This window comes from Frigoribacterium sp. NPDC087798 (genome assembly GCF_044742985.1).
In the GTDB taxonomy this organism is placed as follows: Bacteria; Actinomycetota; Actinomycetes; order Actinomycetales; family Microbacteriaceae; genus Frigoribacterium.
Window position 1 is genome coordinate 1 of record NZ_JBIUVP010000008.1, and the last position, 11,878, is coordinate 11,878.

Here is an 11,878-nt window from a genome sequence, read left to right on the forward strand (position 1 = left end):
GGGCCCCCCCGCCCCGGGGGGGGGGGGGGCGGCGCCGCCCCCCCCCCCCCCCCGGGGGGGGGGCCCGGGGGGGCCCCCCCCCCCCCTCCCGGGGGGGGGGGGGGGGGCGGGGGGCCCCCGCGCCTCCCGTGTGTCGGGGCGGGGAACGCCTAGAGCTGCACGCCGTCCTGCACGGACGCCGCGCGGTGGCGACGACGCAGCACGAGGGCGGCACCGGTGCCGGCCAGCATCAGCGCGAGCAGCAGGGCGGGCAGGGCGTCGGAGCCGGTGAACGCGAGGGGCCCGCTTCCGTTGCCGGCCGTCCCCGCGCCTCCTGCGCTCGAGCCGTCACCGGGGACCGCCGCGGGCGGGGTCGTCGGAGCCGGGGTGACGGCGCCTTCGACGACGGCGACGGTCGTCGCCAGCGTCGTGCCGCTCTGCGTGCCGGTCAGCGTGATCGTGTAGCTGCCGGGCTCGGTGGGGGCGGTGACGGTGTAGGTCGCGACGCCGTCGACCACGTCGGCGATGCCGAGGTCGGTCACCGTGCCGTCGACGTCGAGCGTGCCCGTGACCTGGCGGTCGCCGGCGAGGCCGGCGGTGCTGACCGGGAACTCGGCGCCGGGGGCGACCTCGGTCGGAGCCGAGATCGTCGCGTCGGCGCTGAGGCCGTCGAGGTCGCGGTCGAGCTGCAGGGCGTTCACGATGGTGAAGAAGTTGTCGGTCTGGTCGATCAGGCCGACGACGTTCGCGGCACCGGGGCCGTAACCCGCGACGCGCAACTGCGTGCCGGTGTGCTGCTGCGACCCGCCCGCCGCGGCGGTGCCGTAGGCGATCTTCATCGTGGTGCCGTCGACCGTCGTCAGCGCGGTGCTGAGCGTGGCGGGCGGCGTCGAGTCGACGATCTGGCTGGTGTGCGCGTGGTCCGCCGTGACGATGACCATCGTGTTGCCGTCGGCCTTCGCGAAGGCGAGGGCGGACTGGACGGCCTCGTCGAGGTCGAGCACCTCACCGATCTGACCGCAGGCGTCGGCGCTGTGGTCGCGCTTGTCGATCGAGGCACCCTCGACCTGCAGGAAGAAGCCCTGGTCACCGGTGTCGAGCAGGTCGATCGACTTCTCGGTCAGCGACTGCAGCGAGAGGCCGGTGGACAGGCGGGCCGGGTTCGGCTGGCAGGTCTGCGGGGCCAGGTCGGCCCCGCCGACGGTCGCCGTGGTGGCGGCGTACCGGGTCGGGAAGTTGCCGTCGGTGAAGGTGCCGAGCACGGGCTGCGCCTGGTCGGCGGTCGTCAGGGCGTCAAGGCCGGCCGCGTCGCGCACGACCTGGTAGCCACGGTCCTGCGCCTGGGCGAACAGGGTGTCGCCCTGCCACTGACCGGCACGGGCGGACTGGCCGAACGAGGTCGCGCCTCCGCCGAGGGTGAGGTCGGCACGGGTGCCGATGATCTGCTCGCTGATCGAGCCGAGGCCGCCCTGGTCGAGCGCGTCGGCGCCGCACTGGGTGACGCTGTCGGGGCCGTAGCAGCTGCGGGCGGCGACGTGCGCGGCCTGCACGGCCGGGGTGGCGTCCTGCAGCTCGGCGGTCGAGACGTTGCCGGTCTTCTTGCCGTTGGCCTTGGCGATCTCGAGCAGGGTGTCCTGCGGGACGCCGTCGACGTCGACCGAGATGGCGTTGTCGTAGGTCTTCGTGCCGGTGGCCCAGGCGGAGCCGGTCGCGGCGGAGTCCGGCACGTAGTCGGGCTTGCCCTTGTTCGCGCCGTCCCGGTAGACCGAGTACGTCGTGTACTGGCCGGTCAGGGGCAGGGCGTCGATGCCGGGCAGCGTTCCGCCCGCGCCGTAGGCGTAGTTGCGCGCCGACGTGATCTCGCTGTCGCCCATGCCGTCGCCGATCAGCAGGATGACGTTCTTGGCGGGGCCGGCCTCCACCGAGTCGAGCAGCAGCTGCGTGCTGTCGTCGATGCTGCGGGCGGCACCACCGTTCTGGGCGACGTTCGCGGGGGTGGCCGCGAAGGCGGCGACGGGGCTGAGGGCGAGGGCGGCGGCGGCGGCGGCGGCCGTCGCGACGACCCCCGTCGTCAGGGCCGCACGCCGGCGGTTCGGGGTGTTCTTCGACACGGTTCTGCTCCTGTGATCGTGATCGTGATCCGGTCGCCACGCGACGGAGTCGCCGCGGGGCGGGGACCAGCAGACTCCTGCCGGGTGGCCGCCACGTGAACGAGGCCGTGCGCGCGGGTGAACACCCTCGGACGGGGGTCGTCCGCTCGGCTGGCACGCCCCGCCGCCCCGGCCGGCCGGCCCGCCGCGCTGCCCCTCCCCGCTGCCCTGCTCAGCCGACCCGTCCCGCTGAGCCGACCCGCGCTGCCCTGCCTGCTCAGCCGGCCGTCGAGCGGAGCACCGACGACCCGTCGGGGCGGCGTCGCACCTCGACCCGGTCGGCGATGCGCTGCTTGAGCTCGTCGACGTGGCTGACGATGCCGATCACCCGCCCCGAGGCACTGAGCCGGCCGAGTTCGCTCATGACGGCGTCGAGGGTCTCGGGGTCGAGCGAGCCGAACCCCTCGTCGACGAACAGGGTGCCGAGCTCGAGCCCGCCGGCCTCGGCCTGCACGACGTCGGCGAGGCCGAGCGCGAGGCTGAGCGAGGCGTAGAAGGTCTCACCGCCCGAGAAGCTGCCGGGGTCGCGGGTGGTGTCGGTGGTCGCGTCCCGGATGACGAGCGAGAGCCCCGTCTTGCGCGAGCGCGACCCGACCTCGCGCTCGTCGGACGAGGCGAGCTCGTACCGCCCGCTCGACATGACCGACAGCCGGACGTTCGCCGCCGCCACGACCTCGTCGAACCGGCGCAGCAGCACGTAGGTGCCGAGCGTCACGCCCTTGACGTTCTCGCCGGTCGAGGCGCTGGCGAGGTTCGCCATGCGCACCACCGCCCGGGCGTGCTCGACGGCGGCGTCGGCCGCGGCCGTCACGGCCTCGAGGGCGGCCAGGGCCTGGCGCGCCCGCTCGGCGCGGTCGCCGGTGCGCGTCGCGCGGTCGGTGACCTCGTCGAGCTCGGCCTCGACCCCGTCGAGGGCCTGGACGGCCGACGGGACGTCCGCCACCTCGTCGCCGGTCAGCACCGCGACCTCGGGCTCGACCAGCCCGGCCGCGACGATCGCCCGTTCGCGTTCGTGGGCCGAGACCCGCGCCTCGAGCGCGGCGAGGTCGCCCGGCTCGAGCGCGGCGTCGGCCACCTGGTCGACGTCGTCGAACCCGCTGCGCCCGAGCGCGGCGGCGAGCTCGGCACGACGACCGGTCGCCGCGTCGGACGCCACCGTCGCGGCGTCGAGGAGGGTCAGGAGGCGCGTGTCGCGTTCGACCCCGTCACCGACCGCTGCGGTCAACTCGGCGATGGTCGGGGCCCGACCGTCGAGCAGTCGCGCGATCTCGGCCTCGTCGTCGAGCAGGGCCCGCCGGTCGGCGGCGACGCGCTCCCGGACGGTGGCGGCTCGCTCGCGGAGGTCGTCCCGCTCGGCCCGCAGCTCGTCGACCTCGCGGTCGTGGGCCACGAGCGTCGCCTCGGATGCCGCTAGGGCGGTACGGGTCCGGGTGGCCTCGGACACGCGCAGGGCGAGCCGGGCCAGGTCGGACTCGACGTCGTCGCGGGTCAGGTCGCCCAGGGCGCGGCGGGCCTCGGCGGCCCGCCCCTCGTCGGTCGCGTGCCGTGCGGCGGACTCGCGCTGACGGGCCTCGGCCGCTCGTGACGTCCGCGACGCGGCCTCGACCTGGTCGTCGGTGGGGTGCTCGGTGCCGGGAGCCGCCGGGGCCGGATGCTCTCGCGAGCCGCACACGGGGCACGGATCGCCGACGACCAGACCGGCGGCCAGGTGACCCGCCATGCCCTCGATCTGCCGACGGCGGAGGCCCGCCTCGTCGTCGAGGGCCCGCAGCGCCGCCGCCGAGTCGTCGGCCAGTCGTGCGGACGCCGCGTCGACGGCCCGGCCGAGGGCGTCGAGGTCGTCGAGGTCACGCAGGCGGAGCCGCGCCTCGGCCGTCGCCTGCTCGGCGGCGACGAGGTCGGTCGAGGCGTCGGCCAGGGCGTCGCGCTCGACGACGAGCGACGCCCGCACGGCGGGGGCCGCGACGAGGTGCGCGTCGAGCTCCCGGCGCCGCTCGTCGGCATCCACCAGGGACTGCTCGGCCGCCTCGAGGGCGGTGCGGCGACCGGGCAGGGCCTTCTCGGTCCGGGCCGCCTCGGTCAGGAGGGCGAGTTCCGACAGTCGGGCGTCGCGACGGGCGGCGACGTCGGCTCGGATCGGGATCTCGCCGTCCGCCGCCCTCGTCTCGCCGTCCGCGACGACCCCGGCAGCCTCGGCCAGGCGTGACGCCGCATCGCGCTCGACCTCGATCGCCCGCGTGACCGCGGCGAGGGCGTCGGTCACGGTCGCGGCCCGGGTCGCCGCGGCGACGCGCGAGCGGACCGTGGCGATCTCGCCGTCGCCCTCGTCGAGACGCGTCCGCCGGACGATCAGGTCGGCTCGTCGGTCGAGTGCCGCCCCCAGCGCCCGCACGCGATCGAGCGACCGTCGTGCCGCGTCTCGGGCCTCGACCACCCGTGACCGCTGAGCCGACGCGGCGACGGCCTGGGTCTGGAGGTCACCGAGCAGGGCGGCCCCGCCGTCGGCGGCCAGCCCCTCGTCGAGGGCCTCGGCCTCGAGGCCGCTCGCCTCGAGCAGTCTCGCGCGCGCCAGCTCGATGTCGCGGTCGGCGGCGGCGACGGCGGCGTTCGCGACCTTCCGCCGGTCGACGAGCTCGGCCGTGGTGCGTTCGTAGATCTCGGTGCCGAAGAGCGACTGCAGGACCTCTTTGCGCTTCTCGCCGGTCGAGCGGAGGAAGGCGGCGAACTCGCCCTGGGGCAGGACGACGGTCTGCACGAACTGCTGGCGCGTGAGGCCGAGGATGCGCGAGACCTCGGCGCCGGCCTCTTGCGTGCTGATCGAGACGATCTCGCCGTCGACGGCGTCGGGCGACGAGAGGCGCCACAGCTTTGCGGTCGCGTTCGCCGGCGTCGTGCCCGTGCCGCGTGCCTTCGGGCGGCGGTACGCGGGCGTGCGTCGGATGCGATGCACGCCCGCGCCGTTCTCGAAGACGAGCTCGACGAAGGGCTCGACGTCGGGGGCGGCGTGGTGGCTGCGCAGGCGGTCGGGCGTCGAGGCCGAACCGGCGAGCCCGCCGTAGAGGGCGAAGACGATCGCGTCGATGATGGTCGACTTGCCCGAGCCCGTCGGGCCCTCGAGCAGGAAGGTGCCCGAGGCGCCGAGCGCGGCGAAGTCGATGCTGTGCTCGCCCGCGTAGGGCCCGATGGCCCTCAGGGTCAGCCGGTGGAGGTTCATTCGCCGACCTCGCTCGCGAGTGCGGCCTCGTAGGCGCCGTGCACCACGGCGAGCTCGGTCTCGCTCGCCGCCCCGCCCGAGGCGAAGGCGACGAACTCGGCCGCCACCTCGATCGGGTCGGACTCGGCAGTGACGGCGGCGAGCGCCGAGGCCTCGACCGCACCGACGGGCGTGTGGTGGATCGCGAGGGCGTGCGGGAAGTGCTCGGCCACCCGCGTGTAGAGCCGTTCGGGGTGCACCGGATCGGTGACGAAGACCCGGAGCCAGGCGTCCCGCAGGTCGTCGTGGCGCCCGTCGAGCAGGGCGTCGAGGGAGTCGGTCACCTCGGCCAGTCGTCGCGGGACGGGGGCCGGGACGAGCTCGACCGAGACCGAGCCGTCGGCCGTCAGCTCGACGATCGTGGACGACTTGACCTGGTTCCGCTCGCCGAACGAGAAGGCCAGGGGCGAACCCGAGTAGCGCAGGCGACCGGACGGGCCGACGCGCTGGGCACCGTGCAGGTGGCCGAGGGCGACGTAGTCGACGCCCTCGAACGCGGCCGACGGCACGGAGTCGACGCCGCCCACCCGGATGTCGCGCTCGCTCTCGCTGCGTTCGGGTGCCGGGGCACCCTCGGGCTCGCGGTCGACTGCGGGCCCTGCGACGACGAACGCGTGCGCCACCACGACCGACCGGGTGCCGGGCCGCCCGGCGAGGTCGTCGCGCACCCGCTGCATCGCCGCACCCACGACGGCCGCGTGCGACCGGGGCAACGGCTCGTCGGTACCCGCCGGCGCCAGGGACCTGCGGACGCTGTCGGGGTCGAGGTAGGGCAGCCCGTAGAAGGCGACCGGCCCGTCCGGGTCGTCGACGACGACGGGCTCGTCGAGCAGGTCGACCGACGCCCGCAGGTGCAGGCCCGGGCGCATCAGCTCGGCCGCGAACCCCAGACGCACCGCCGAGTCGTGGTTGCCCGGCGTGACGATCACGGTGGCGTGCTCGGTCAGGCCGGCGAGGGCCCGGCCGAGGAGGCGCACGCTGGGCACCGCGGGGACGGCCCGGTCGTACACGTCGCCCGCGACCACCACGACGTCGATCGACCGTTCGACCACGAGCCCCACCAGGTGGTCGACGAAGGCCTGCTGGTGCTCGTGCAGGTCGACCCCGTGCAGCGTGCGCCCCAGGTGCCAGTCGCTGGTGTGCAGGATGCGCACGGCGCCCCTCTCGTGGATGTCGCGGTCGGTGCGGCAACGGGTGCCGGAGTCGGTGCCCCCGACTGTATCGGGGGCCTCCGACAGAGCCGACCGCGCCTCCCCGGGTCCGGCACCGCGCCTCCTCGGGTCCCGCGCCGCGCCTCCCCACCGGTCGCCGCCCCGCCCACGGGAGTGAGATGGTCAGATGCCCGCACACCGTGGCGGGCCCGACGAGAGCGAGACCGTGAGCCACGACGCCCTGCAGCCCGACCAGGTCACCGCCCTCCGTCGCGAGGTCGAGGCCCGCCTCGACGCGATGGTGGCCGACCTGACGACCTACGCGAGCCTCGAGACGCCGTCCGACGACGTCGACCTGCTCGAGGCGGGGCTCCGCTGGATCGAGACCTGGCTCGGCGAGACCGTCGGGCCGCCGGCCGAGCGCCGGGTGCACGTCGTCGAGGGTTACGGCGACACGGTGACCCTCGACTACCCGTCGCCGTCGGGCTCGACCGAGTGGGTGTCGGCCCTGTGCCACTACGACACGGTCTGGTCCGAGGGGACGCTGGCCGGGTGGCCCGTCACGGTCGAGGGCGACCGCATGACCGGCCCGGGCGTCTTCGACATGAAGTCCGGGCTGATCCAGCTCGGCAACGCCCTCGCGATCGGCGACCGCCTGGGGCTGCCACGTCCGAACGTGCGCCTGCTGCTCAACGGCGACGAGGAGGTCGGCAGCATCGCCTCGCGCGAGGCGATCGAGCGCGAGGTCGGACGAGGAGGCGCGGTGTTCGTCTTCGAGTCGGCCGCCGACGGTGCCGTGAAGACCGCCCGCAAGGGCGTCGGCATCTTCGAGGTCGAGGCCTTCGGGGTCGAGGTGCACGCCGGCCTGCACCCGCGCTCCGGTGCGAGCGCCGTCGACGAGATCGCACGCGTCGTCCTGGCCCTGCACGCGGCCGCCGACGTCGAGGCGGGCACCTCGCTGAACGTGGGAGTGCTGCAGGGCGGCACCCGCACCAACGTCAAGGCCGGCTACGCCCGCGCGATGGTCGACGTGCGCGTCACCTCGTCGACCGAGGCCGAGCGCATCGAGCGGGTGTTCGCCGGGCTCGCGGCGCACGATCCGGCCGCGACGCTGAAGGTCACCGGCGGCTGGAACCGCCCGCCGATGGAGCGCTCGGTCGCGACCGGCGCGCTGTACGAACGCGCCGCCCGGGTCGCCACCTCGCTCGGCTTCGAGTTGCGCGAGGTGTCGGTCGGCGGCGCCAGCGACGGCAACTTCGCCGCCGCGCTGGGCCTGGCCGTGCTCGACGGGGTCGGCGGCGTCGGCGGCGGAGCGCATGCCCGACACGAGTGGATCAGCGTGCACGGCATGGTCGAGCGCACCGAGTTCGTCAGCGCCCTGTTCGCCGACCTCGCCTAGTCCGCCCCAACCAACCCCACCGCACCGCTTTGCAGTGCTTTGCACCGCTCTGCACCGCCGAGTGGACACGACGCCGCCGCGCGACACGGCGCCTTGTCCACTCGGCGGTTCGCTGCCGTGGCGCCGACGACGCTGTACGAATAGCGCACCCTCACGACCACGACGCCGAGGTGCGGCCCGACCGCAGTGGCACCCCGCCACGGCGCACGATCGCCGCCAGCCGTCGCGGATCGAGCGCGTCGTCGATGTCACATCTCTCGATGCGTCGGACCCGACCCGTGCCCAACAATCGAGCCTCGCGCTTCTTCTCACGGCGTACGACCTCGGCCGGGGACGAGCCCGCGAGCAAGCGAGGGTCCGAGTACTTGCCGAAACCGTCGAACTCGAGCACGAACCCGAACTCTTCGAAGAAGAAGTCGCATCGTCCGACGAATCCCCGGCGTCGAAGAACTCCTCTTGCAGGATCGGCTGAGGCGCACCGAGCCGATGCAACGCGACTCGCACGAGCGACTCCCCGCCGTTCTCGGACAGGGGCGTGGCGAACGAGATCGCTCGCCCGAGTGCCAGCTCACCCCGCCGTCCGACCACGCCGTCGGCCATCGCCCCGAACCGGAGCCGGAACTCGTCACGCAGATCGTCGACTCGGGTGCGCATCTCGGCGGCCCTCGGAAGCCGACTCGTGACCAAGAGCCGACGACGCATCACGCCGTCGAGACAGAGGACGCCGTCGTCGAACCCGGATGACCTCGCGACGTCGAAGGCGGTGCGCAGCTCACTCGTGACCAGCAGGTCGCCCACCGACTCGATCTCGTCGTCCTCGAGACCGGCCCCGTGCTTGACGAGGACCGGCGTGCACTGGGTCGAGGCCCGACGTCGGTCGATCACGTGCACCCGGCGCGGGTCGCCCTGGACGCTCGGCAGCCCGTGCACGGCGACGGCCGAGCCGTGGGACACGACGCAGTCGGCGGGGAGCGCGGACACGGCGGCCCGCACCCGGACGACGTGGCGACGCCAGGGCCTCAGTCGGCCCCAGTCCTCCGTCGCCACGTAGACGCCCCGTTGGACGCGCACGAGACGTCCCGCGGCGGCGTCGCGTCGCAGGGCGCGCGCCTCGCGGGACTGCGCACCCGGCGTGGCGGAGAAGATCAGATCGGGGAGGTCGTCGTCCATCCCTCGATGCTCGCCCGTCGATCGGACCCGGCCGCGCCTCCAGAACTTCGCTGTGGACGACCGCCCGCCCACCGCGTCATGTCGACGAGACGACCTATGCGCACCGAGAACCGCCGAGTGGACAGCGCGCCGCCGCATGACGCGGCGCGCTGTCCACTCGGCGGCGTCCGGCACCGGCTCCCGACCTCAGCCCTCCAGCGTGAAGTCGTAGACGCCGGCGTCGAAGCGGGCGTAGCCGGGGTAGTCGATCAGCTCGTAGAGCTCGGCACGGGTCTGCATCGTCGGCACCTGCGAGTCGAGCGACCCGTCGGCCACGAGCGCGTCGAGCGCCCGGGACGCCGCGCCCATCGCGGCACGCATGAGCGACACCGGGTGGATGACCATGCTCACGCCGACGTCGTGCAGTTGCTGGTGCGTGAAGAGGGCGCTCTTGCCGAACTCGGTCATGTTGGCGAGCACGGGCACGTCGAGCGCGGAGCAGATCGCCTCGAACTCGCCGAGGTCGGCCATCGCCTCGGCGAAGATCGCGTCGGCCCCCGCGTCGACCAGGGCCCGGGCCCGGTCGACCGCGGCCTCGAGCCCGTCGAGCGCCCGGACGTCCGTGCGCGCCATGATCACGAGCGACGGGTCGCGGCGCGCGTCGACCGCGGCCCGGATGCGCCCGGCCGCCGTCGCCGCGTCCACGACCTGCTTGCCGTCGAGGTGACCGCAGCGCTTGGGGTTGACCTGGTCCTCGACGTGCAGCCCGGCCACACCGGCGGCCTCGAGCACCTGGACGGTGCGGGCGACGTTCATCGGCTCGCCGAACCCGGTGTCGGCGTCGACGAGCACGGGCAGGTCGGTCATCGACGCGATCTGCCCGGCCCGCGTGGCGACCTCGGTGAGCGTGGTGAGGCCGATGTCGGGCAGCCCGAGCTCGTTGGCCATCACGGCGCCCGACACGTAGACGCCGTCGAAGCCCTTCTGCTCGATCAGGCGCGCGGTGAGCGGCGTGAACGCGCCGGGGAAGACCAGGGTGCGCTCGTCGGCCAGCCCGGCCCGGAACGCCGCACGCTTGTCGGCCGGCGACACCGTCGAGTACAGCATCAGAACAGCCCGCCCGGCTGGGCGGCGGCACCCGCGAGGGCGTCGGGAGCGACGATGCCCAGCTGCCGCACCTCGGCCGCCGTCAACGAGGGGAGGCGCGTGGCCAGGTCGACGAACCGCTCGACCTCGGCGTCGGGCAGCACGCCCTCGGCCAACGTGCGGAACTTGCGCACGTAGTCCTCGCGTCCGAAGGGCCGCGCCCCCAGGGGGTGGGCGTCGGCGACGGCGATCTCGTCGACGAGGGTCGTGCCGTCGACGAACTCGACCTCGATGCGGCCGCCGAACGCCTTCTCGGCGGGGTCGGTCGAGTGGTAGCGGGCCGTCCAGGCGGGGTCCTCCGCCGTGGTGATGCGCTGCCACAGCTCGACGGTGTCGGGACGCTGCGCTCGGGCCGGGGCGTAGCTGCGCTCGTGGTGCCACTCGCCGTCCTGCAGGGCGACGGCCACGATGTAGGGGATGGAGTGGTCGAGCGTCTCGCGGCTGGCCGTGGGGTCGTACTTCTGCGGGTCGCCGGCGCCCGAGCCGATCACGACGTGCGTGTGGTGGCTGGTGTGCAGCACGATGCCGCGCACCTGCGCCGGGTCGCGGAGGGCGGGGTGCGCGCGGCCGAGCCGCCGGGCGAGGTCGATCCAGGCCTGGGCCTGGTACTCGGCCGAGTGCTCCTTCGTGTACGTGTCGAGGATGCCCCGCTTGGACGCACCCGGCGCCGGCAGGGGCACGTCGTACGACGCCCCGGGTCCGTCGAGCAGCCGGGCGATCACGCCGTCCTCGCCCTCGTAGATCGGGGCGGGGCTGCCCTGGCCGCGCATCGCGCGGTCGACGGCCTCGACCGCGGCCTTGCCGGCGTAGGCCGGGGCGTAGGCCTTCCACGACGAGATCGCCCCCTTGCGGGACTGCCGCGTGGCCGTCGTCGTGTGCAGCGCCTGGCCGATCGCCTGGTGCACCACCTCGGTCGAGAGCCCGAGCATCGTGCCGAGGCCGGCCGCGACCGACGGGCCGAGGTGGGCGACGTGGTCGATCTTGTGGGCGTGCAGGCTGATCGCCCGGACGAGGTCGACCTGCACCTCGTAGCCGGTCACGATGCCGCGCAACAGGGCCGCACCGTCGAGTCCGCGGTGCTGGGCCACGGCGACGAGCGCGGGGACGTTGTCGCCGGGGTGCGAGTACTCCGCCGCGAGGAACGTGTCGTGGAAGTCGAGTTCACGCACGGCGACCCCGTTCGACCAGGCGGCCCATTCGGGCGAGACGGGGTGCTCGGGCGCGACGCCCGTGACCTGCGAGCCCGCGCCTCCGGTGGTCGGCGGATGCGCGAGCGCCTGGTCGCGCGCGACGGCGACCGGCGCGCGCAGTAGCGACGCGGCCGAGACGGCGGCGTTGTCGATCAGGCGGTTGATCACCATCTCGGTCACGTCGTCGTCGACGGGTGCGTCGTCGGTCGCGAGCGCGGCGAGGCGCCACGCGAGCTCGTCCTCGCGGGCCAACGGCTGGTCGCTGCGGTGCACGCGCACCGCGTGCACGACGAGGTCGGCGGTCGGGGTGCCCGACTCGCCGATGACCCCGGACGAGGAGGCGCGGGTCGCGTCCCCTCGTCCGCCCGCGTCGGTCGTCGCCCCGGCGTCGTGTGCGTGCTCGGACGCCTGCTCGTGCTGCGTGCCCATCGGCCACCCTCTCTGGTGGGGCGGGCGTCGTG

7 protein-coding genes are annotated in these 11,878 nt (G+C 74.5%); 1 reads left to right on the top strand and 6 read right to left on the bottom strand.

Annotated elements, in window-relative coordinates; all coding sequences use genetic code 11:
- Positions 1-149: 149 nt before the first annotated feature.
- The 3 genes from phoA to ACIOSR_RS15135 form a co-directional block, all read right to left on the bottom strand.
- Positions 150-2,090 (bottom strand): alkaline phosphatase, encoded by a 1,941-nt coding sequence (gene phoA / locus ACIOSR_RS15125; RefSeq protein ID WP_402753072.1) that lies wholly within the window; start codon positions 2,088-2,090, stop codon positions 150-152.
- Between the two features lie 256 nt (positions 2,091-2,346).
- Complete coding sequence (locus ACIOSR_RS15130) at positions 2,347-5,343, bottom strand: AAA family ATPase (RefSeq protein WP_402753073.1); 2,997 nt, start codon at positions 5,341-5,343, stop codon at positions 2,347-2,349.
- A complete protein-coding gene (locus ACIOSR_RS15135) occupies positions 5,340-6,536 on the bottom strand; it encodes an exonuclease SbcCD subunit D (RefSeq protein WP_402753074.1) in 1,197 nt (398 codons plus the stop codon). Before ACIOSR_RS15135 ends, ACIOSR_RS15130 begins: the two co-directional genes overlap by 4 nt.
- Positions 6,537-6,720: 184 nt before the next feature.
- Here ACIOSR_RS15135 and ACIOSR_RS15140 point away from each other — a divergent pair, with 184 nt between their 5' ends.
- The gene (locus tag ACIOSR_RS15140) at positions 6,721-7,932 is read left to right on the top strand and encodes a M20/M25/M40 family metallo-hydrolase (RefSeq protein WP_082460627.1); all 1,212 of its coding nucleotides are present in this window, start codon (positions 6,721-6,723) and stop codon (positions 7,930-7,932) included.
- 151 nt (positions 7,933-8,083) lie between these two features.
- On the opposite strand, the gene ACIOSR_RS15145 is transcribed toward ACIOSR_RS15140, so the two are convergent.
- The 3 genes from ACIOSR_RS15145 to ACIOSR_RS15155 all read right to left on the bottom strand — a co-directional run bounded on the left by ACIOSR_RS15145 (position 8,084) and on the right by ACIOSR_RS15155 (position 11,846).
- Positions 8,084-8,323: a hypothetical protein gene (locus ACIOSR_RS15145; protein ID WP_402753075.1), complete on the bottom strand. Its 240-nt coding sequence runs from the start codon at positions 8,321-8,323 to the stop codon at positions 8,084-8,086.
- A 965-nt stretch (positions 8,324-9,288) separates the two neighbouring features.
- On the bottom strand, positions 9,289-10,188 hold the full coding sequence (prpB, locus tag ACIOSR_RS15150) for a methylisocitrate lyase (protein WP_402753076.1): 900 nt from the start codon (positions 10,186-10,188) through the stop codon (positions 9,289-9,291).
- Positions 10,188-11,846, bottom strand: a complete 1,659-nt coding sequence (locus tag ACIOSR_RS15155) for an MmgE/PrpD family protein (protein WP_402753077.1) — start codon at positions 11,844-11,846, stop codon at positions 10,188-10,190. Before ACIOSR_RS15155 ends, prpB begins: the two co-directional genes overlap by 1 nt.
- Positions 11,847-11,878: the final 32 nt, after the last annotated feature.

Coding starts and splice junctions, on each gene's coding strand:
- prpB (WP_402753076.1), bottom strand. CDS start 10,188: ATGCTGTACTCGACGGTGTCGCCGGCCGACAAGCGTGCGGCGTTCCGG.
- ACIOSR_RS15155 (WP_402753077.1), bottom strand. CDS start 11,846: ATGGGCACGCAGCACGAGCAGGCGTCCGAGCACGCACACGACGCCGGG.
- ACIOSR_RS15140 (WP_082460627.1), top strand. CDS start 6,721: ATGCCCGCACACCGTGGCGGGCCCGACGAGAGCGAGACCGTGAGCCAC.
- ACIOSR_RS15130 (WP_402753073.1), bottom strand. CDS start 5,343: ATGAACCTCCACCGGCTGACCCTGAGGGCCATCGGGCCCTACGCGGGC.